This window comes from Xanthomonas protegens (genome assembly GCF_038442435.1).
Lineage (GTDB): Bacteria > Pseudomonadota > Gammaproteobacteria > Xanthomonadales > Xanthomonadaceae > Xanthomonas_A > Xanthomonas_A sontii.
In genome coordinates, this window is record NZ_JAQJCQ010000013.1 from 95,841 (window position 1) to 117,540 (window position 21,700).

Below are 21,700 nucleotides of genomic sequence, written 5' to 3' on the forward strand. Positions count from 1 at the left end.
TCGGACGCGCCGCGCGCGCCACCCTCACTCCAGAAAGCGTGAGCGCTGTTGCGGCTCCGGCAGGAAACACTGCGCCGTGGTCCCGAACCAGCGATGGCGGTTGCGCGCCAGCACGCGGTAGCCGGCATCGCGCCAACGCCGCGGCAGCAGGCGCAACAGCGCGACACTGCGCCACACCCCGCCAAGCCCGGCGATCACCGCGATCGCCGCGTCCGAATCGGTCAATGCGCCGTGCCGTGTCAGCAGCAGGAACGACAGCGGATCGGCCGGATCCAGGCCGTGCTCGCGCAACAGCGCGCTGCCGCGCGGCGACTGCATCGCCGCAAACCGGTAGCGGCCGCGGCGGTCATGGCGCAGCAGGAACCGCACCCAGCGGCTGCACAGCGCGCAGACCCCGTCGAACACGACGATGGCCGTGTCGTCCGCCGCTGCGGGCGCCGTACCCGGCGGTGGCTCAGGCCGGCGCAAGCCAGCCCTCGTAGCGGATGAACGGGCCGATCCACGGCAGGGTCACCGCGATCACGAACGCGTAGCGGCCGTCGCGCTGGTCTTCGCGGCAGTGCACGCCGGCCAGCCAGCGCCGCGGCAGCGGCATCAAGCCGAAGGCCCAGGCCCGCGCCGCGCGCCATTCGATGCCGGCGCCGTCGATCCGCAGGGCGAATTCGAACACCACCGCACCCAGACGCTCGCGCAGGCGGCCGCGGTGCAGCCACAGCCGCGAGGGCATGGCATGCGTGCCGAAGCGGCGCTCCCAGCGCTCGCCATGGGCATCGGCGTGAAACACCACCTCCACCGGCGTCGCCGGCCCGGTGCGCGGCAGCCGCACCAGCCACGCGCACAGCGGCAGCAACGGATGGCGGCCGCGCTGGACCATGGCCTGGCCGACATAGCGCGACTGCGACGACGGCATGTGCAGCGCGCGCAGTACCGGCGGCAATTGCGCGAACGCCGGTCCCAGCACCTGCGCGAACAGCGGCGGCGTCAGGGCGCGATCCACGCCAGGGTCGCCATGCGCCCGCTGCGGCGGTCGCGCCGGTAGGAATAGAAGCGCTGCGCATCGGCGATGGTGCACAGGCCGCCACCATGGATCTGCTCCGGGGCCATGCCGGCCGCGACCAGGCGTTGCCGCGCCAGTGCGTACAGGTCCACCCGCCAGTGGCCGGGCCGGGTGTCCACGAACGCGGCCGCGGCTGCCGGATCGTGGCGCAGGAACGCCTCGCGCACCTCGGCGCCGATCTCGTAGTGCTGCGGTCCGGCCGCCGGCCCCAGCCAGGCCTGCAACTGCGTGGGCGGCGTGCGCAGCGCGGCCACGGTGGCCTCCAGCACGCCGCCGGCCAGCCCCTGCCAGCCGGCGTGCGCGGCGCCGACCTCGCTGCCGTCGCGGGCGGCGAACACCACCGGCAGGCAGTCGGCGGTCAGGATCGCCAGCACCACGCCCGGTTCGGCGGTGACCGCGGCATCGGCGGTCGGCTCGGCGTCGATGCCGGTGCCCTGCGGCGGCCCGTCGAAACGCAGCACCTGCACGCCATGCACCTGCCGCAGCCAATGCGGCGACGTCGGCAGCGCCAGGCGCGCGGCCAACTCATCGCGGTTGCGCTGCACCGTGGCCGGGTCGTCGCCGTCGGCGGCACTGCGGTTGCCGAGGTTGAAACGGTCGAACGGCGGCTGCGAGGCGCCGGCGCCGGTGCGCAGGGTGGTCAGGGCGTGGACCCGCGGCGGTGCCGGCCAGTCGGCCGGCAGGGCGAAGTCGCTCATCGGCCGCGCCCTCGCCCGACATCGGCCGACATGCCGCCAGCCTGGCGTCCCCGGCAGTCGCGCGCGAGGGCGTGGGAAAGCGGGACCCCAGCCATGCTCAGCGCCGCGCCCGTTCGGCGGCCGCCTGCGCATCCACGCGGAGGGAGGCCATCAGTTGCTGCAGGTCGGCCGGCACCGCCGCGGTGGCGCGGACCGGCTCGCCGCTCGTGGGATGCTTGAACTCCAGGGTCTCGGCGTGCAGCGCCTGGCGCTTGAAGCCGCGCAGTTCGCCGATCAGCTCCTCGCTGGCGCCCTTGGGCAGCTTCAGCGGGCCGCCGTACAGCGGGTCGCCGACGATGGGGTGCTTCAGGTGCGCCATGTGCACGCGGATCTGGTGGGTGCGGCCGGTCTCCAGGCGGCATTCCAGGGCCGTATGCGCACGGAAGCGCTCGCGCAGCCGGTAATGGGTGACCGCGTCGCGGCCGTCCTCGCGCACCGCCATGCGCAGGCGGTCGCGCGGATGGCGGTCGATCGGCGCATTGGCGGTGCCGCCGGAGACCAGCGCCCCGACCACCACCGCCAGGTATTGCCGGTGCACGTCGCGCGCGGACAGCTGCGCCACCAGCGAGGTGTGCGCCTGCAGGGTCCGCGCCACCACCATGGCGCCGCTGGTGTCCTTGTCCAGGCGGTGCACGATGCCGGCGCGCGGCAGCGCCGACAGCCCCGGGTCGCGGTACAGCAAGGCATTGACCAGGGTGCCGCTGGGGTTGCCGGCGCCCGGGTGCACCACCAGCCCGGCCGGCTTGTTCAGCACGATGACCTGGTCGTCCTCGTACAGCACCTCCAGCGGGATGTCCTCGGGCAGGGCGTGGGTCTGGGTGTCCAGCACCGCGTGCAGGCTGGCGATCTCGCCGCCGCGCAGCGCATCGCGCGGCCGCGCCGGGGCGCCGTCGAGCAGGGCATCGCCGGATTTGATCCATTCGGCCAGGCGCGAACGCGAGTATTCGGGGAACAGTTCGGCCAGCACCGCGTCGAAGCGGCGGCCGGCGGCGTGATCGGGGACGCGCGCCTGGCGCGGGCCGTCGCTGACGGCGTCCTCGGGGAGATCCGGGGGGGTATGGGGCATGGCAGGGGCACGGCTTGGGTCGGAAAAAGGGGGTCGCGGCGGCCATAGTCAGTCGCAGGACAGGCCACTAGGCTATCATCGCCCCTTCGTATTCCTGCCCTGCCGCGCCCGAACCCATGATCCGACGCTCCGTCCCGCTGTCCGCGCACGTCCGTTTCATCGCCCTGCTGCTGGTCACGCTGGTCGTGGCGACGGGTTGCCACCGTCAGAAGAAGAACCCCGAAGAAGGGATGCCGGTCGAGCAGCTCTACCAGAAGGCGCATGCGCAGATGGAGAGCGGCAACTGGGCCGGCGCCGAGAGCAGCTTCAAGCGGCTGATCGCGCAGTACCCCTACGGCAACTACACCGAGCAGGCGATGATCGAAAGCGCCTACGCCCAGTACAAGGCCGGCAAGCACGACGACGCGGTGTCGACCATCGACCGCTTCATCCGCACCTACCCGACCCAGCGCAACATCGCCTACATGTACTACCTGCGCGGGTTGTCCAACTCCAACCGCGACACGGTGTTCCTGCGCCGGGTGTGGTCGCTGGACCCCAGCCGCCGCGACCTGTCCACCCCGCAGCAGGCCTACGCCGACTTCAACACCGTCGCCGAGCGCTACCCGAACAGCCGCTACGCCGCCGACGCGCGCGCGCGCATGATCGCCCTGCGCAACGTGTTCGCCCAGCACGAGTTGGACAACGCGCTGTACTACCTGCGCCGCGATGCCTGGGTGTCGGCCGCCTCGCGCGCCACCTACCTGCTGGAGACCTATCCGCAGAGCGCCTACCAGAACGACGCGGTGGCGGTGCTGGCCGATGCCTATACCCACCTGGGCAACAAGACCCTGGCTGCCGACGCGCGCCGCGTGCTCGAGCTCAACGACCCGCAGCATCCGTGGCTGACCGGCAACTGGCCGAAGTACCCGTGGATGATCCGCAAGCTCAATCCGTTCGCCGGCGAGAAGTCCGCCGCCACCGGGCAGTCCAATTCGCAGATGCAGCGCTGATCCACCGCGCAGGCAGAATGCACACCGACAGGGGCCGCAAGGCCCCTGTCGCGTTTCCGGGCAGCGCCGATCGGCCCCGGTGGTCCGTTCGGGCACCTGCGCGCGGCTGCTGCGGGTGGCCATGACGACACCTGCGGGCACCCAAGGCGAGGTAGGTGCGCGTCGCCCAGACAGCGCCAGTCCGGTCACTGGCCGCCCAGCATGGCGCGCCTCCAGACCAATCCCGGCGGAGTGCGACCCGCACCGCAGTCCCGGGAATTGGCGCCGATGCCCGTGGCCGGGCTTGCTAGGCTGGTCCCGTGCCCGCCCCGGGCCGCTTCCGCCGGGAACGCCATGTCTCTGTCCTTGCTGCGCCCGCTGCTGCGCCTGTTCGCTGCCCTCCTCGTCGTCGCTGCCGCCCCTGCCACCGCGGCACCGGCCATCGTGTACGGGGTCAACGGCCACGATGGTCGCCAGGCCTATCCCCTCAGCCAGAGCGAGGCGGTGTTCCGCCTGCTCGACCAGCGCAACCTGCGCAGCTACCGGTTCGACGTGGACCCGCGCAACTTCACCGTGCTCGACCGGCTGGTACAGCTCTCGCGCCAGTACAACATCGCGCTGCGGCCGATGGTGTACCCGATGTCGCGCGAGATCGGCTACGCGCTGGCGCGCCGCTATGCCAACGACATCAAGGTCTGGGAGATCGGCAACGAGCAGGACCTGGACCGTGCCGCCGCCCCGGCGCGGATCGCGGCGATGACCACCATGTACCGCGGCATGAAGCAGGCCTCCGACGAGTTGGGCGCCGGCCTGCAATTCACCATCAACATCACCGCCTGCAACAGCGACGATCATTCGGCCAACGCGCGCTGCCCCGGCGACCGCAACGGCTCGCTGTGGTTCCTGGACCAGGCAAAGGCCGCCGGCTTCGACTTCGACCGCATCAGCTTCCACTACTACGCCTTCCACGGCGAACGCGGCTACTGGATGGATCTGTATCTCGGACAACTGCGCGCCGCCGCGCAGAAGTACGGCACCAAGGTGTACGTCAACGAACTCAACTGCGCCGAGATCTACACCGGCAACACCGATGGCGGCCATCCCGGCGACGGCGCCTGCTACGACAGCGTGGCGGAGCTGCTGCAGACGCTGCGCAACGACTACGCCGACGTGGTCGCCGAGATCAATCTCTACGAACTGCTCGACCAGCCGGACCAGCAGGGCGCGGAAGCCCATTTCGGCCTGATGTACGACCTGGGCAGGCCGAAACCGACGCTGGACCTGCTGACCGACGCCGCCCGCTGAGGCCGCGACGTCTTCGCACGGCGTGGTCGCCGCCTGCGGCTATGCTGCTTCGATGTTCGAACTGCATCGGGTCACCCGCCGCTACGGCGACATGCTGGCGCTGGACCAGGTCGATCTTCGCATCGCCCCGGGCCGCACCACCGCGTTGATCGGTCCCAGCGGCGCCGGCAAGTCCAGCGTGCTGCGGCTGCTGCTGGGGCTGGAGTGGCCGGATAGCGGCGAAGTGCGCTTCCAGGGCGAGCCGCTGCGTCGCGCCACCTTGCTGGCGCAGCGCCGGCGCATCGGCTATGTGATCCAGGAAGGCGGCCTGTTCCCGCACCTGAGCGCCCGCGACAACGCCGCCCTGCTGGCGCGCACGCTGGGCTGGCCGCGGCCGCGCATCGAAGCGCGCCTGCATGAGTTGGCCGAGTTGTGCCGCCTGCCGGAAGCGCTGCTGGCGCGCTACCCGGCCGAACTGTCCGGCGGCCAGCGCCAGCGCGTCGGACTGATGCGCGCGCTGTTGCTGGACCCCCCGGTGTTGCTGCTGGACGAACCGTTGGGCGCGCTCGACCCGATCGTGCGCCACGAACTGCAGACGCAGATGCGCGAGCTGTTCGCGCTGCTCGGCAAGACCGTGGTGCTGGTGACCCACGACGTCGCCGAGGCCGCCTACCTGGGCGATACCCTGGTGCTGATGCGCGGCGGCCGCGTGCTGCAGGAAGGCAGCGCGCGCACCTTGCTGGAGGCGCCGGCCGACCCGTTCGTGAGCCAGTTCCTGCAGGCCCAGCGCACCCTGGAGGAGGCGCGATGACCTCGCCGGGCGCGCGCTGGCGCGCGATCGCAGCGGTCGCCTTGGGCAGCCTTGCCAGCCTGCTGGGTCTGCCGGCCGCTGCCGCAGACGCCAAGGTCGTGGTCGGCTCGAAGAACTTCACCGAAGCGGTGGTGCTGGGCGAGATCGCCGCCGGCGCCGGGCGCCTGGCCGGGGTCGAGGTCGAACATCGGCGCCAGCTCGGCGGCACCCGCATCCTGTGGCGTGCGTTGGGGCAGGGGTCGATCGACGCCTATGCCGAGTACACCGGCACGCTGGCCGCCGAACTGCTGCAACTGCCGGGCGCCGACGACGACACGTTGCGCAAGGCGCTGGCGCAGCGCGGCCTGGCGATGAGCGCGCCGCTGGGCTTCGACAACACCTACGCGTTCGGCATGCGCCGGCAACGCGCGCAGGCGCTGGGCATCGTGCGCCTGTCGGACCTGGCCGCGCATCCGACGCTGACATTCGGGCTGAGCAACGAATTCGTCTCGCGTGCCGACGGCTGGCCCGGCGTGCGCGACGCCTACGGACTGCCACAGACGCCCACCGGCCTGGACCACGACCTCGCCTACCGCGCGCTGGACAGCGGCGCGATCGACCTCACCGACCTGTACAGCACCGACGCCGAGATCCCGGCGCACGACCTGCTGGTGCTGCAGGACGACAAGCACTACTTCCCGCGCTACGCGGCGGTGTTCCTGTACCGCGCCGACCTGGCACAGCGCGCGCCGCGCTTCGTGCAGGCGCTGCAGGGACTGGGCGGACGCATCGACGCGGCGACCATGCAGCGGCTCAACGCCGAGGCCAAGCTCGACAAGCGTGCCGAAAGCGCCATCGCCGCACACTGGCTGGGCATCGCCGCGCCAGCCGAGGACGGGCGGATGCAGCGGCTGCTGCAACGCACCCGCGAGCACCTGGCGCTGGTCGGGCTGTCGCTGGGCCTGGCCCTGCTGGTGGCGCTGCCGCTGGGTATCCTGGCCGCGCACCGGCCACGGCTCGGCCAGGCGGTGCTGGCGCTGACCGGCGTGCTGCAGACGCTACCGTCGCTGGCGGTGTTCGTGTTCATGATCCCGCTGTTCGGCATCGGCGCCAAACCCGCGATCGCCGCGCTGTTCCTGTACAGCCTGCTGCCGATCGTGCGCAACACGCACGCCGGCATCACCGGCATCCCGCGCGAACTGCGCGAGACCGCCGCCGCTTTGGGACTGCCGCCGGGCACGCGGCTGTGGCGGATCGAGTTACCGCTGGCGCTGCGCACCCTCCTCGCCGGCATCAAGACCGCGGCGGTGATCAACGTCGGCACCGCGACCCTGGGCGCGCTGATCGGCGCCGGCGGCTACGGCCAGCCGATCCTCACCGGCATCCGCCTGGACGACCTCGGTTTGATCCTGGAAGGCGCGGTGCCGGCCGCGCTGCTGGCGCTGCTGGTACAAGGCCTGTTCGAGCTGCTGGAACGGGTGCTGACCCCACGTGGATTGCGCCTGGCGGCACGTCGGTAGGGCAAGCCAGCGCCGCGGGCATCAGCGATGTGGCCGGCTTCGGCAACCCGCCCCCGCGCTAAACGCATCACAGCGGCATCGAGTCGCGGCCAAGCCGCGCCTACGGCATACCTGCCGCCTTTTTTCTCGTAGGAGCGGCTTCAGCCGCGACCAACGAAGCCATGCACCCAACAGGATCTACGATGCGGACCGGTACTCGACTGCTTTCCCCATAGAAACCGAAGACAGACAACGATCGCAGGCCCGTGCGTTCAAGCACGCACCGCAGCCACCATCGCTTGCGCCAGGCCGCGCATCGCCTCCGGCGTCAACTGCAGATACGGCGCGATGCGCAGGGCGCCATGGCGATGGGTGCAGATGACTTGCGCGTGCTGCAGCCAGGGCAGCAACACTGGCATCGCCGATGCCGGTGGGCGTAGCGCGTACAGGTGTGGCGCATGCCCAGGCACGGTCCAGTCGCCCGCGCCCAGCGCGTGCAACTCCGCGTCGAATGCCGCACCAAGTGCGCCAAGCCGTTGCGCGATGCGCGCCGGCTGCCACTGCTGCACCTGCTGCAATGCCGCGCTGGCCATCGCCAGGCGCAGCGGGTCGGCGACGCCGCCGGCATCGAAGCGGCGCGCGCCACTGCGGTACGGCGGCGGCGCCTCGGCCGGGAACTGCCAATCCGCCCCCGGGTCGCGCGCCTGCCAGTGCTGCTCGAACGGCACGCCGTGCGCGCGCCAGTGCGGCGAGGCCCACAGCCATGCCAGCCCCATCGGCCCGAGCAGCCATTTGTGGCCGACCGAGACCACGAAGTCCGGCCGCCAGGCGTCCAGCCGTACCGGCAGCACGCCCAGGCTCTGGCTCAGATCCAGCACCAGCATCGCGCCGGCCGCATGCACCCGCGGCGCGATCCGGTCCAGATCCAGCAGACTGCCGTCGCGCCAGTAGGCGTTGGGCAGAGTCGCCACGCGCACGCGCGGCTCCGCATCCAGCGCCGCCAGGACCGCCGCGGTCCAGTCCTGCCCGGGCGCCCGCCGCACCACCGCAAGATGCGCGCCGCTCTCGGCACAGCGTTGCTGCCACGCCAGCAAATTCGATGGAAACTGGCCATCGAGCAGCAGGACCGCATCGCCAGGCGCCAACGGCACCTGCCGCGCCGCGATGGCCAGGCCATAGGCGGCCGACGGCACCATCGCCACGCCCTCGCTGTCGCCGGAGAACACCGTGGCTGCCGCGAGCACGCGTAAGTCTTCGATCTGCGCGCGCCACGCATCGAAGGACAGCGTCCACGGCGCGATCGCATCGGCCAGCGCCGCCTGCCCCGCGATCAGTGCACGGTGCAGGCGCGGTCCCTTGCTGGCGGTGTCCAGATAGCGCACGCCGGGCGGTAGCGCGAACGCCTCCGCCGCGGCATCGAGGTCGACCAAGTCGCCGGCGGAAGCCGGACCGGCAGCGTAGTGCAAGGCGCTCGTAGACATGTGTCTAGGGTAACGCCACGGTCCGCGACGCGTGACGGTCCGTTCACGCCGCTGCGCTAAGACTGCATCGATGCAAGCGATCTCTCCGGCGTCACCGCCCTCGCCAATCGCACCCGTCGCGACGCTGGCGGACCGCCTGCGCCGCGTGCGCGCACACAGCCGTCATCTCGCGGCACCGCTGAGCGAAGAAGACGCGATGGTGCAGAGCATGGACGACGCCAGCCCGGCCAAATGGCATCTGGCGCACACCACCTGGTTCTTCGAGCGGTTCGTGCTCGGCGCCGATCCGGCGTACCGCCCCCAGGATCCGCAGTGGGACTACCTGTTCAACAGCTACTACCAGAGCATCGGCCCGGCGCATGCGCGGCCGCACCGCGGCCTGCTGTCGCGGCCCTCGCTGGCGCAGGTGCTGGACTACCGCAGCGCGATCGAAACCCGCGTACTGGCGCAGTTGCAGGCCGGCGCGCTTGCGCCGCAGACCCTGCAGATCCTGGAGCTGGGCCTGCAGCACGAGCAGCAGCATCAGGAACTGCTGCTGACCGACATCAAGCATGCGTTCTGGCGCAACCCGCTGGGTCCGGCATATCGCGCGGACTTGGCGACCCAGCACGCGCCGGCGTCTGCGCTGCGCTGGCTGCAGCGCGACGAACAGATCAGCCAGATCGGTGCCGCACCGTGGCCGGCGCATGCCGGCTTCGCCTACGACAACGAATCACCGCGGCATCGTGTGCTGGTGCCGGCGCATGCGCTGGCCAGCCGCCCGGTGAGCAATGCCGAGTACGCCGAGTTCATCGCCGACGGCGGCTATCGCACGGTCGGGCTATGGCTCAGCGACGGCTGGGCGCAGCGGTGCGCCGAGGATTGGCAGCGCCCGCTGTACTGGCATGCCGACGGCGCGCGTGAATTCACCCTCGGCGGCTGGCGCGAACGCGATCCGCATGCGCCGGTGTGCCATCTCAGCCTGTTCGAAGCCGACGCCTTCGCGCGCTGGGCAGGCGCGCGCCTGCCGACCGAGGCGGAGTGGGAACAGGCGGCTACCGGCGTCGCCATCGCGGGTAACTTCGTCGAGAGCGATGCACTGCATCCGCAGTCGACGGCGCCGGCCGACACCGGCCTGCAGCAGTTGTTCGGCGATGTCTGGGAATGGACCGGCAGCGCCTACCTGCCCTACCCCGGCTTCCGCCCGTGGTCGGGCACGCTGGGCGAATACAACGGCAAGTTCATGAACGCGCAGTGGGTGTTGCGCGGCGGCAGTTGCGCCACGCCGCACGATCACATCCGCGCCAGCTACCGCAACTTCTTCCCCTCCGATGCGCGATGGCAGTTCGCCGGCGTGCGCCTGGCCAAGGATTCCGCATGAATGCCGCAACCGCCCGTGCCCTGACCGAGGCCGCCCTGACCGACCTGCATCCGCAGGCGGACGACATCACCGCCGACGCGATCGCGGGCCTGTCGTGCAGCCCAAAGCAGTTGCCGTCCAAGTATTTCTACGACGCCGAGGGCTCGCGCCTGTTCGAGGCGATCACCCGCCAGCCCGAGTACTACCTGACCCGCACCGAGCTGGATTTGCTGGAAGCGCGGATGCCGTCGATCGCGCAGGCGGTAGGCACTGGCGCGCACGTGGTGGAACTGGGCAGCGGCAGCGGCCGCAAGACCCAGTTGCTGCTGGACGGCCTGCGCATGCCGGTGGCCTATACACCGATCGAAATTTCCCGCGACATGCTGATGTCCAGCACTACGCGGCTGGCCGAGCGCTTCCCGCACATCCAGATGCTGCCGGTGTGCGCCGACTTCACCGCGCCGGTGGCGCTGCCGGCGCCGCAGCGCGGCGCGCGCCGCACGTTGGTGTTCTTCCCCGGCTCGACCCTGGGCAACTTCACCCGCGAGGATGGCATCGCCCTGCTGCGCTCGATGCGCCAGACCATGGGTGCTGACGGCTGCGCGCTGATCGGCATCGACTTGGTGAAGGACACAGCGCTGCTGGAGGCGGCCTATAACGACGCCGCCGGGGTCACCGCCGAATTCACCCTGAACCTGCTGCGCCGGCTCAACCGCGAGATCGGCAGCGACTTCGACCTGGCGCAGTTCCGCCATCATGCCGTTTATTCGGAAACGCGCGAGCGCATCGAGACCTTCCTGGTCAGCCAGTGCGCGCAGCAGGTGACCGTGGCCGGGCGGCGCTTCGATTTCGCCGAGGGCGAAGCGATGCAGGTCGAGTACAGCCACAAGTACACCGACCAGAGCTTCGCGGCGATGGCCGCCGAGGCCGGCCTTCGCGTCAGCCACGGCTGGAATGCGCAGGACGATGCGTTTGGGTTGCGGTTGTTGCAGGTGGTTTGAAGGCCGGGATTGGGGAATCGGGATTGGGGATTCGCAAAAGCGAGCGTGCTTCGCGACGGCCGTATCCCTTGTAGGAGCGGCTTTAGCCGCGACCGGGCTTTACCGAGAACGCCTGATCGCATGATCCCCGAAAAGCGGACAAGCATCGCTCCTCTCTCGTCCGTTCGATTGCGCGCTAGGCCTGATACCCATTGCTGATCGGATAGCGCCGCTCGCGGCCGAACGCGCGGCGCGACACCTTCGGTCCCGGTGCGGCCTGGTGGCGTTTCCATTCGCTGATGCGCACCAGCCGCACCACCCGGTCGACCACCTCGGCGGCGTAGCCGGCGGCGACGATCTCGTCGCGCGATTCCTCCTGGTCGACGTAGCGGTACAGGATGCCGTCGAGCACGTCGTACGGCGGCAGCGAATCCTGGTCGGTCTGGTTGGCGCGCAGCTCCGCCGAGGGCGGCCGCGCGATCACCGCCGGCGGGATCACCGGTGTGCCGCCGACCGTGTTGCGCCATTTCGCCAGGCCGAACACCTCGGTCTTGTACAGGTCCTTCAGCGGCGCGTAGCCGCCGCACATGTCGCCGTAGATGGTCGCGTAGCCCACCGCGTACTCGCTCTTGTTGCCGGTGGTCAGCAGCAGACCGCCGAACTTGTTGGCCAGCGCCATCAGGATCACGCCGCGGCTGCGCGACTGCAGGTTCTCTTCGGTGACGTCGGGCTCGGTGCCGGCGAACAGCGGGCCGAGCGCGCTCAGCAGGCCCTCGAACGCCGGCTCGATCGCCACCGTCTCCAGCTTCACGCCCAAGGTGCGGCATTGATCCGCGGCCAGGTCGTTGGACAGGTCGGCGGTATAGCGCGACGGCAGCCGCACCGCGGTGACGTTGTCCGCGCCCAGCGCGTCCACCGCCATCGCCAGCACCAGTGCCGAATCGATGCCGCCGGACAGGCCCAGCCACACCTTGGAAAAACGATTCTTGGCGCAGTAGTCCTGCAGCCCGCGCACCACCGCGCGCCAGGCCAGCGCGTCCATGCTTTCGTCGCCGTCGTCGATCCAGCGCAGCGGCGCGAAGCGGCGCGCGACGGTGTCGTAGTCCACCACCAGCCACTGGTCGGTGAAGGCGGCCGCGGCCGGATGCACGGTGCCGTCGCCGTCGGCCACCACCGAAGCGCCGTCGAACACCAGCGCATCCTGGCCGCCGACCACGTTGAGATAGGCCAGCGCCGCGCCGCTCTCGCGGCTGCGCTCGGCCAGCAAGGCATCGCGCTGCGCGTGCTTGCCGCGCTCGTAGGGCGAGGCGTTGGGCACCAGCACCAGTTCCGCGCCCGCCCGCACGGTCGCCGACAGCGGCTCCGGGAACCACAGGTCCTCGCAGATCACCAGGCCCACCGGCGTGCCCTTGACCTCGAACACGCAGTTCTCGCCGTCCGGGTCCACGTCGAAATAGCGGCGCTCGTCGAACACCGCATAATTGGGCAGTTCGCGCTTGCGGTAGGTGCGTTCGATGCGGCCGCCGCGCAGCACGCTGGCGGCGTTGTAGACCACGCTACCGGCACTCTGCGGCCAGCCGACCACCGCGACGATGCCGTGCACCTGCGCGGCGATGCGCTGCACCGCGCGCTCGCAGTCGGCCAGGAACCCCGGCCGCAGCAGCAGGTCTTCCGGCGGGTAGCCGCTGACCGCCAGTTCCGGGAACAGCACCACGTCGGCGCCGCACTCGTCGCGCGCCTCTTCGATCAACGCGATGATCCGGTCGGTGTTCTGGGCCACGGCGCCGACCGGGAAATCGAATTGGGCCATGGCGAGGCGGAGAGAGGCGGACATAGGCAACCTTGCAGGAACGGGTGGGAGACACGCAGGCGCCACTGCGTCGCGTGCCGCCATGCGCAGTGTAGCGCTGTGCCGGGTTGCGGCCGATGATGCGCGTGCCGCCACGTTGGAGTGTGGGCATGTGGCCCGGGCAGGCCGCAGCTTGGTGCGCACATGGCGGCAGCCGCGGAGATGCCGCAGGACGCTCTCTATGGCGCGCGCCCGGGAGATAGCTGCTTAGCCAGTCACTCCGCGTCGCGACTGAAGTCGCTCCCACAAGGGGCGGCATGCCAAGTGCTGGCTGCTGCAATGTCGAAGAACTCCAGGGCACATAGAACAACGTGCTTTTGCCGCGGCTCAGCGCGACGCGTCGTGACCCTCGTAACGTCGTGACCCTCGTAGGAGCGGCTTCAGCCGCGATGGGCGTTACCGGGAATGCCCATCGCGGCTGAAGCCGCTCCTACGAAAACGTGTGCCTGCTTGTCGAAGGCGATCGCCGTATTGCAGCATCCGCGTCGCGGCTGAAGCCCCTCCCAAAGGAACACGACACAGCAACGGAAGACGGCATGCCGGCCAGTCACTGTGGGAGGGACTTCAGTCCCGACTGCAATCCCCCCGAAGCGCCGGCCAGCCACCACCCTGTGCTTCAGCGCGCGCCAGCACCAGCCCGTGCGCGGCGCCGCCGGCGCCAGCGCCGCAGCAACACCACCACTCCCGCGCAAAGCCCCAGCGCGGCCAGACACAGCACCGCCATGCGCACGCCGACGCCGTGCTGGAACACCACGTCCTTGCCCTCGCCGTCGAGCGTATAGGCGACCACGTAGTCGCCCATCGTGCCCATGCCCTCACGTCCACCCGCTGCGATCACCACGTACTGCTTGCCGTTCACCGCATAGACCGAAGGCGTGGCCTGGCCACCGGCGGGCAACTTGGCCTCCCACAGGGTCTTGCCGGTTGCGCTGTCGAGCGCGCGCAGACGCGCGTCGGCGGCCGCGGCGATGAAGGTCAGTCCGCTGGCGGTGGTCACCGCGCCGCCGAGCAGCGGCGTGCCCACGTCCAGCGGCAGCCACGGCAGTTTCTCTTCCAGGGTGCCGAGCGGGCGCTCCCAGGCGATCCTGCGCGTGCGCAGGTCCACCGCCACCAACCGTCCCCACGGTGGCTTGACGCAGGGAATGCCACCGGACGAGCTCAACATGCCGCGGCGCATGTAGTACGGCGTGCCTTCCATGTCGTTGAACTGCTGGTCCGGATGGCGCGCGCGCTCGGCCTTGCTGAATTGCTCGCGCGGGATCAGCGCCACCTGCATCGGCAGGTCCGACACCGGCATGATCGCCAACTGGCGCTGCGGATCCACCGCGATGCCGCCCCAGTTCACGCCACCGGCCCAGCCCGGCAGCGCGATCGTGCCGCGCACGCTGGGCGGGGTGAACAGGCCTTCCGAGCGCAGCCCGGCGATCAGCGCTGCGCATTCGCGGCGCGCGCCGGGCGTCGCCCCCCAGGCGTCGGCGGCAGTCAGCGGCGTATGCCGCGCCAGGCGCAGCGCCGGCTCGGGCATCGGCTGGGTCGGCGAGGCGCGTTCGCCCGGCACGTCGGACGCCGGCACCGGCACCTCGCTGATCGGGAACAGCGGCGTGCCGTCGCGGCGATCGAAGGCGAACAGGAAGCCGGTCTTGGTCGCCTGCAGCACCGCCGCGCGCGGTCCCTGCGCAGTCTGCACCGTGGTCAGCACCGGCTGCGAGGCCAGGTCGTAGTCCCACAGATCGTGATGCACCAGTTGCTGCGCCCACATCCGGCGCCCGCTGTGCAGGTCCAGCGCCACCAGCGAGTCGGTGTCGCGGTTGTCGCCCAGGCGCTCGCCGCCGTAATAGTCGGGGCTGGCCGAGCCGGTCGGTACGTACACCAGGCCCAGCGCCGGATCCACCGACAGCGGCGCCCAGGCATTGCCGCCGCCGACCGTGGCCGCCTGTTCCGGCTGCCAGCCGGCGGCGGTGTCCTTGGCCGGATCGCGCGGCACCGGATCCCAGCGCCACAGTTCGCGGCCGCTGCGCGCGTCGTAGCCGCGTACCACGCCCTGCTCCAACGCATGCCCGCGGTTGTCGCCGATCGAGCTGCCGACCACCAGCACGTCGCCGGCCACCACCGGCGGCGAGGTCACCGCATAGTTGGACCAGGCATCGCTGGCGCTGTCGTGTACATCGACCCCGGCGTGCAGGTCGATCGTACCGTCCCTGCCGAACCCGGCGCAGGGCCGTCCATCGGCCGCATCCAGTGCGATCAGCCGTGCATCCAGGGTGCCGTACACGATGCGCTCGCGGCATGCGCCCGCCGCGGCCTGGGGGTCGCGCCAGAAACTCACCCCGCGCGAGGCCGGGTCGCTGTAGTGCTTGTTGCGCGCGACCTTGGCATCGAACGACCACAGTTCGCGGCCGCTCGCCGCATCCAGGGCGAAGGCGATGCCGGTCCCGGTGGTGAGGTACATGCGCCCACCCAGCACCAGCGGATTGGCCTCGAAGCGGCGCCGCTCCGGATCGGGCAGGCCCGCACCGAGTTCGCCGGTGCGGAACGACCAGGCAATGCGCAGCCGGCCGATGTTGTCCGGGGTGATCTGGGTCAGCTGCGAGTACTGCCCGCCGCCGGGTGCGCCGGCATAGCTGGCCCAGTCGCCCGGCGCCGCCGCGCAGATGCCGCCGATGCCCATTGCCATGCCCGCCCCGCATACCGCTGCCCGCCATCGCCTGATCACGCATCCACTCCTGTTGCTGCCGAAGAAAGTGGCGCCAGTCTCGGCACCGTGCCGGACCGCGTCGTCAAAGCAGGGACGGCACCACCCGGTCAGGGGACCAATGGCGGGGCCGCGGGGACGAATGGCGACCACCGGGATGGCGCAACTGCTTGATTGCGCAAAAGTTGGTGGGCCGCATTGCGTCGCCACCCGATCCGTCCCGTCGCGCCGTGCACGCCGCGACAGTGCCGCGCACCGGATCCTCGAAACGCAAAAGGCCTCGCTCGCGCGAGGCCCTTGCGGACAGCGGCGGCGACAACGACGCACCCGAAGGCGGGTCGCTGCCGCAGCGCTGACGGCTTACTTCACCAGCGAGGCGATCGCCGCACCCAGGTCGCCCGGCGAGCGGACGGTCTTGACGCCAGCGGCTTCCATCGCCGCGAACTTGCCCTCGGCCGTGCCCTTGCCGCCCGAGGCGATGGCACCGGCGTGGCCCATGCGCTTGCCGGCCGGCGCCGAGGCACCGGCGATGAAGCCGACGACCGGCTTCTTGACGTGCTTGGCGATGTACTCGGCACCGGCTTCCTCGGCGTCGCCGCCGATTTCGCCGACCATGATGATGCCTTCGGTCTGCGGATCCTCGTTGAACAGCTTGAGGCAGTCGACGAAGTTCAGGCCGTTGATCGGGTCGCCGCCGATGCCGATGCAGGTGGACTGGCCCAGGCCGACTTCGGTGGTCTGCTTGACCGCTTCATAGGTCAGCGTGCCCGAACGCGAGACGATGCCGATCTTGCCCGGCTTGTGGATGTGGCCCGGCATGATGCCGATCTTGCACTCGCCCGGGGTGATCACGCCGGGGCAGTTCGGCCCGATCAGCACGGTGTCCGGATGCGAGCGGGTCAGCACGTTCTTGACGCGCAGCATGTCCAGCACCGGAATGCCTTCGGTGATGCAGACGATGACCTTGATGCCGGCCGCGGCCGCTTCCAGGATCGCGTCGGCCGCGAACGGCGGCGGCACGTAGATCACCGAGGCGTCGGCGCCCGTGCTCTGCACGGCATCGGCCACGGTGTTGAACACCGGCAGGTCGATGTGGGTGGTGCCGCCCTTGCCCGGCGTGACACCGCCGACGACCTGGGTGCCGTACTCGATCATCTGAGTGGCGTGGAAGGTGCCCTGCTGGCCGGTGAAGCCCTGCACGATCACCTTGGTGTTCTTGTTGATCAAAACAGACATTGGAGTTCCTTGGTGTCGTGGATCAGGCGGCGTTCTTGACAGCTTCAACGACCTTCTTGGCGCCGTCGTTGATGTTGTCGGCCGGGATGATGGCCATGCCGCTGTCGCGCAGCAACTGCTTGCCTTCTTCCACGTTGGTGCCTTCCAGGCGCACCACGACCGGAACCTTGACGCCTACTTCCTTGACCGCCGCGATGATGCCCTCGGCGATCATGTCGCAGCGGACGATGCCGCCGAAGATGTTGACGAAGATGCCTTCGACCTTGTCCGAGGACAGGATCAGCTTGAACGCCTCGATCACGCGCTGCTTGTTGGCGCCGCCGCCCACGTCCAGGAAGTTCGCCGGCTCGCCGCCGTTGAGCTTGATCACGTCCATGGTCGCCATGGCCAGGCCGGCGCCATTGACCATGCAGCCGATGTTGCCGTCCATGGTGACGTAGTTGATGTCCAGCTCCGAAGCGGTCACTTCGGTCTCGTCTTCCTGGGACTTGTCGCGCATGGCGACCAGTTCCTTGTGGCGGAAGTTGGCGTTGTCGTCGCTGTTGAACTTGCCGTCCAGCGCGTAGAGGTTGCCGTCGTCCAGGATGGCCAGCGGATTGATCTCCACCAGGGCCAGATCCTTCTCGTTGAAGATGCGGTACAGGTTGACCATGATGCTGGCGAACTGGCCGGCCTGCTTGGCGGTCAGGCCCATCTTGAAGCCGATGTCGCGGCCGTGGTAACCCTGCACGCCCTCGACGAAGTCGACGTTGAGCGTGTGGATCTTGTCCGGGGTCTCGGCGGCGACCTGTTCGATCTCCATGCCGCCTTCGCTCGATGCGATGTAGCTGATGGTACGGGTGCCGCGGTCGACGAGCACCGACAGGTACAGCTCCTTGACGATCTCACCGGCGGTGGTCACCAGCACCAGGTTGATCGGCAGCTCGACGCCGGCGGTCTGGTAGGTGGCCATCTTGGTGCCGAGCAGCTTCTCGGCAACGGCCTTCACATCGTCGGTGGTCTTGCAGAACTTGACGCCGCCAGCCTTGCCGCGGCCACCTGCGTGGATCTGCGCCTTGACCATCCAAGGGCCAGCGCCAAGCGACTTGGCGGCTTCAACCGCTTCTTCCGGAGTAGCCGCGACCTTGCCGGCCGGGACCGGGATGCCGTACTCGGCAAGCAGTTGTTTTGCCTGATATTCGTGGAAATTCATGCGTCACCGTGGGAAAAGGAACGGCCGTCCCGCAGCGATCCGGGCCCTGAGTGGCGGCCGGGAGCGGTACGGACGGGACGCCTATTGTCGCCGACCGAGGGCGGCGGCGCAAAAGCGCCGGCGGCCTGGCCCGGCCGAGGCCTCCGGCGAGGTCCGCGGTGGCGCCACCGGGTGGAGCGGGCACTCGGCCGCCCACGCCTTGCTGCCCTCATCCCGCGACCTTGTCCATTGGCCCTTGCCCCTATCCGGCGCCGGACCGCCGGCGACGACAATTGCACCCCGTCGAGGGCGACGATGGCCCAGGCAGGTCGCCGCCGCCCCGGCTGCCCTCCGCGTAGACGGCGCCGCCCCTATACTCGCGCCGTCCGCTGTCCGCCCGGAGTCCGGCTTGCCCACCAGCGCCTCGCTCATCGATCGCATCGAGTCCATTCCGCGCCGCGAGCTGTACTTCTTCGCGCTGTACCGGGTGCTGGTGGCCGGGCTGATCGCCGCCCTGGTGTTCAGCCCGCTCGGCGTGCTGGTGGGCGAACCGCGCTACCCGCAACTGGCCGCCACCTTGTCCACCGCCTACCTGGCGGTGGCGCTGGCGCTGCTGATGTGGGGGCGCAACGAGGCGCACCTGGCGCCCATCGTCGGTTTCAGCGCCTTGGCCGACATCGTCGCCGCGACCCTGGCCGCGCATGCCCTGCCTGCGGCCAGTGCCGGCATCGCGATGATGCTGCTGTTCAACGTCGCCGCCGCAGCGATGCTGCTGCGCCTGCGCGGCGGCATCGCCATCGCCCTGACCGCCTCGGCGGCGACGCTGGCCGAATACGTCTGGAGCGTGCTGGACGGCGCCGATAACACCCGCAGCCTGGCCGAACTGGCGATGTTCGCCACCAGCTACCTGGCGGTGGCCTACATCTGCAACCGGATCGGCCAGCGTGCGCGCACCAGCCAGCGCCTGGCCGAGCGCCGCGGCGCCGAGGTGGCCAATCTCTACGAAATCAACGAACTGATCATCCGCCGCATGCGCACCGGGGTACTGGTGGTGGACGCGCAGAACCGGGTGACGCTGGCCAACGAGGCCGCGTCGGCCCTGCTCGGCGATACCGACGGCAACAGCGGCAGCGGCCGGCTGGACCTGGCCAGCGCCGCACCGGAACTGGCCCGACGCCTGCAGCGCTGGCGCAACGGCTGGAATCAGGACGAAAGCCCGCTGCAGCTGTCGCCGGACCAGCCGGAGGTGCAGCCGCGCTTCGCCCGGCTGCTGGCCGAGGGCGACCTGACCCTGGTGTTCCTCGACGACGCCACGGTGGTCTCGCGGCGCGCCGAATCGCTGACGCTGTCGGCGCTGGGCCGCTTCTCGGCCAGCCTGGCCCACGAGATCCGCAACCCGCTGGCCGCGATCAACTACGCCTCGCAGCTGCTGGAGGAATCGCCGGCGATCGGCGATGCCGACCGCCGTCTGCTGCAGATCATCCACCAGCAGTGCCAGCGCACCAACGGCATCGTCGAGAGCGTGCTCGGCCTGGCCCGGCGCGAGCGCTCCAATCCGGAGAACCTGGACCTGGGCGCGTTCGTGCGCCGGTTCGTCCTGGAGTACCGGCAGACCCTGTCGATCGAGACCGACAGCCTCGAGGCGATCCTCGCCCCGCAGCCGGTGCACGCGCTGGTCGATCCCAAACACCTGCACCAGATCCTCAGCGCGCTGGTGCACAACGCGCTCAAGTACGGGCGGGTGATGGAGGAGCCGGCGCGGGTGCGCCTGCGCGTGGCGCTGCAGGAGCGCAACGCCATCGTCGACGTGATGGACCGCGGCCCCGGCATCCCCGAGGCAGTGGCGGCACAGCTGTTCCGGCCGTTCTTCACCACCTCCGAGCACGGCACCGGGCTGGGCCTGTACATCGCCCGCGAGCTGTGCCGGGCCAACCAGGCGCGCCTGGAGTACGTGCCGGTGCCGGCCGGCGGCGCCTGCTTCCGCGTCGCCCTGCCCGGCCCGCACGCCATGCTCAGCGGCTGACAGGTGAGAATCGCTCCGCCAGCGCGCGGCCGGCGCCGGTAAATTGGCGCACGCCCCGGTTCCTACGTTATCTTCCCTGCACATGAACGAAACCCGAAGCGCCCTGGTCGTCGACGACGAGCGCGACATCCGCGAGTTGCTGGTCCTGACCCTGGGCCGGATGGGGCTGCGCATCAGCACCGCCGCCAACCTCGCCGAAGCGCGCGAACTGCTGGCGAGCAATCCCTATGATCTGTGCATCACCGACATGCGCCTGCCCGACGGCAACGGCATCGAGCTGGTCAGCGAGATCGCCAAGCACTACCCGCGCACGCCGGTGGCGATGATCACCGCCTTCGGCAGCATGGACCTGGCGGTGGAGGCGCTGAAGGCCGGCGCCTTCGACTTCGTCAGCAAGCCGGTGGACATCCAGGTGCTGCGCGGCCTGGTCAAGCATGCGCTGGAACTCAACAACGAAAGCCGCGCCGCGCCGCCGCAGCCGGCCCCGGAGCAGGCCAGCCGCCTGCTCGGCGCCTCGGCGGCGATGGACGCCCTGCGCAGCACCATCGCCAAGGTCGCGCGCAACCAAGCGCCGGTCTACATCCTCGGCGAGTCCGGCGTGGGCAAGGAACTGGTCGCGCGCACCATCCACGAACAGGGCGCCCGCTCCGCCGGCCCCTTCGTGCCGGTGAACTGCGGCGCGATCCCCGCCGAACTGATGGAAAGTGAGTTCTTCGGCCACAAGAAGGGCAGCTTCACCGGCGCCCATGCCGACCAGGCCGGCCTGTTCCAGGCCGCGCACGGCGGCACCCTGTTCCTCGACGAGGTCGCCGAACTGCCGCTGCCGATGCAGGTCAAGCTGCTGCGCGCGATCCAGGAGAAATCGGTGCGCCCGGTCGGCGCCGCCAGCGAAGTGCCGGTGGACGTGCGGATCCTCTCGGCCACGCACAAGGACCTGGCCGACCTGGTCGCCGAGGGCCGCTTCCGCCACGACCTGTACTACCGCATCAACGTCATCGAACTGCGCGTGCCGCCGCTGCGCGAGCGCGGCGGCGACCTGCCGCAACTGGCCGCGGCGATCCTGGCGCGGCTGGCCAAGAGCCACGGCCGCCCCACCCCGCTGCTGTCGCCCTCGGCGCTGGACGCCCTGAGCAGCTACGCCTTCCCCGGCAACGTGCGCGAACTGGAGAACATCCTCGAGCGCGCCCTGGCGATGGCCGAGGACGACCAGATCAGCGCCACCGACCTGCGCCTGCCGCAACCCGGCAACCACGCCCGCAGCGCCGCCGAGGCCGCCCCGGCGCTGCCGCGCGGCGTGGTCGACATCGACCCCAGCTCCTCCGCCCTGCCGTCCTACATCGAGCAACTCGAACGCGCCGCGATCCAGAAGGCGCTGGAAGAGAACCGCTGGAACAAGACCCGCACCGCCGCGCAACTGGGCATCACCTTTCGGGCGCTGCGCTACAAGCTGAAGAAGCTGGGGATGGAGTAGGAGGGCCGGGATTGGGGAGTCGGGATTGGGGATTCGCAAGAGCGAAGAGCGGAG

Annotated in this window: 17 protein-coding genes; 8 read left to right on the top strand and 9 right to left on the bottom strand. The window is 70.1% G+C overall.

All coding sequences use genetic code 11. From position 1 onward, the window contains the following. Window positions 1-24 precede the first annotated feature (24 nt). The 4 genes from PIQ37_RS15325 to rluD form a co-directional block, all read right to left on the bottom strand. Window positions 25-468: a thiol-disulfide oxidoreductase DCC family protein gene (locus PIQ37_RS15325; RefSeq protein WP_342074100.1), complete on the bottom strand. Its 444-nt coding sequence runs from the start codon at window positions 466-468 to the stop codon at window positions 25-27. After that, on the bottom strand, window positions 455-997 hold the full coding sequence (locus PIQ37_RS15330; RefSeq protein ID WP_342074101.1) for a DUF4166 domain-containing protein: 543 nt from the start codon (window positions 995-997) through the stop codon (window positions 455-457). Before PIQ37_RS15330 ends, PIQ37_RS15325 begins: the two co-directional genes overlap by 14 nt. After that, window positions 982-1,755, bottom strand: a complete 774-nt coding sequence (gene pgeF, locus PIQ37_RS15335; protein ID WP_342074102.1) for a peptidoglycan editing factor PgeF — start codon at window positions 1,753-1,755, stop codon at window positions 982-984. Before pgeF ends, PIQ37_RS15330 begins: the two co-directional genes overlap by 16 nt. Window positions 1,756-1,852: 97 nt before the next feature. Continuing rightward, window positions 1,853-2,860, bottom strand: a complete 1,008-nt coding sequence (gene rluD / locus PIQ37_RS15340) for a 23S rRNA pseudouridine(1911/1915/1917) synthase RluD (RefSeq protein ID WP_342074103.1) — start codon at window positions 2,858-2,860, stop codon at window positions 1,853-1,855. 116 nt (window positions 2,861-2,976) lie between these two features. On the opposite strand from rluD, the gene PIQ37_RS15345 reads away from it, so the two are divergent. From PIQ37_RS15345 to PIQ37_RS15360, 4 genes are all read left to right on the top strand, one after another. Beyond that, window positions 2,977-3,852 carry an outer membrane protein assembly factor BamD gene (locus PIQ37_RS15345; protein ID WP_017910377.1) on the top strand — a complete coding sequence of 292 codons (876 nt, stop codon included), beginning with the start codon at window positions 2,977-2,979 and terminating at the stop codon, window positions 3,850-3,852. Window positions 3,853-4,185: 333 nt separating this feature from the next. Next, on the top strand, window positions 4,186-5,136 hold the full coding sequence (locus PIQ37_RS15350) for a glycoside hydrolase family protein (RefSeq protein ID WP_342074104.1): 951 nt from the start codon (window positions 4,186-4,188) through the stop codon (window positions 5,134-5,136). A gap of 52 nt (window positions 5,137-5,188) precedes the next feature. Continuing rightward, window positions 5,189-5,926 (top strand): ATP-binding cassette domain-containing protein, encoded by a 738-nt coding sequence (locus tag PIQ37_RS15355; protein WP_342074105.1) that lies wholly within the window; start codon window positions 5,189-5,191, stop codon window positions 5,924-5,926. Beyond that, a complete protein-coding gene (locus PIQ37_RS15360) occupies window positions 5,923-7,425 on the top strand; it encodes an ABC transporter permease/substrate-binding protein (protein ID WP_342074106.1) in 1,503 nt (500 codons plus the stop codon). Before PIQ37_RS15355 ends, PIQ37_RS15360 begins: the two co-directional genes overlap by 4 nt. 251 nt (window positions 7,426-7,676) lie before the next feature. On the opposite strand, the gene PIQ37_RS15365 is transcribed toward PIQ37_RS15360, so the two are convergent. Next, the gene (locus tag PIQ37_RS15365; protein WP_342074107.1) at window positions 7,677-8,885 is read right to left on the bottom strand and encodes an aminotransferase class V-fold PLP-dependent enzyme; all 1,209 of its coding nucleotides are present in this window, start codon (window positions 8,883-8,885) and stop codon (window positions 7,677-7,679) included. Window positions 8,886-8,955: 70 nt separating this feature from the next. Between PIQ37_RS15365 and egtB the strand changes: the two genes are divergently transcribed. Both egtB and egtD read left to right on the top strand, forming a co-directional pair. Then, window positions 8,956-10,245: an ergothioneine biosynthesis protein EgtB gene (egtB, locus tag PIQ37_RS15370; RefSeq protein ID WP_342074108.1), complete on the top strand. Its 1,290-nt coding sequence runs from the start codon at window positions 8,956-8,958 to the stop codon at window positions 10,243-10,245. Then, a complete protein-coding gene (gene egtD, locus PIQ37_RS15375) occupies window positions 10,242-11,225 on the top strand; it encodes an L-histidine N(alpha)-methyltransferase (protein WP_342074109.1) in 984 nt (327 codons plus the stop codon). Before egtB ends, egtD begins: the two co-directional genes overlap by 4 nt. 175 nt (window positions 11,226-11,400) lie before the next feature. On the opposite strand, the gene PIQ37_RS15380 is transcribed toward egtD, so the two are convergent. The 4 genes from PIQ37_RS15380 to sucC all read right to left on the bottom strand — a co-directional run bounded on the left by PIQ37_RS15380 (window position 11,401) and on the right by sucC (window position 18,173). Then, window positions 11,401-13,038 (bottom strand): NAD+ synthase, encoded by a 1,638-nt coding sequence (locus PIQ37_RS15380; protein ID WP_342074110.1) that lies wholly within the window; start codon window positions 13,036-13,038, stop codon window positions 11,401-11,403. Between the two features lie 631 nt (window positions 13,039-13,669). Further along, window positions 13,670-15,727 (bottom strand): pyrroloquinoline quinone-dependent dehydrogenase, encoded by a 2,058-nt coding sequence (locus PIQ37_RS15385; protein ID WP_342074111.1) that lies wholly within the window; start codon window positions 15,725-15,727, stop codon window positions 13,670-13,672. 378 nt (window positions 15,728-16,105) lie between these two features. Next, window positions 16,106-16,981 carry a succinate--CoA ligase subunit alpha gene (gene sucD, locus PIQ37_RS15390; RefSeq protein ID WP_010342226.1) on the bottom strand — a complete coding sequence of 292 codons (876 nt, stop codon included), beginning with the start codon at window positions 16,979-16,981 and terminating at the stop codon, window positions 16,106-16,108. 22 nt (window positions 16,982-17,003) lie between these two features. After that, window positions 17,004-18,173, bottom strand: coding sequence for an ADP-forming succinate--CoA ligase subunit beta (gene sucC, locus PIQ37_RS15395; RefSeq protein WP_010342227.1), 1,170 nt, complete (start codon window positions 18,171-18,173; stop codon window positions 17,004-17,006). 388 nt (window positions 18,174-18,561) lie between these two features. On the opposite strand from sucC, the gene PIQ37_RS15400 reads away from it, so the two are divergent. Both PIQ37_RS15400 and PIQ37_RS15405 read left to right on the top strand, forming a co-directional pair. Beyond that, entirely contained in the window at window positions 18,562-20,175 is a 1,614-nt protein-coding gene (locus PIQ37_RS15400; RefSeq protein ID WP_342074112.1) for a sensor histidine kinase, read from the top strand. Window positions 20,176-20,257: 82 nt separating this feature from the next. Continuing rightward, window positions 20,258-21,646: a sigma-54-dependent transcriptional regulator gene (locus tag PIQ37_RS15405; protein ID WP_242080579.1), complete on the top strand. Its 1,389-nt coding sequence runs from the start codon at window positions 20,258-20,260 to the stop codon at window positions 21,644-21,646. The last annotated feature ends 54 nt before the right edge of the window (window positions 21,647-21,700 follow it).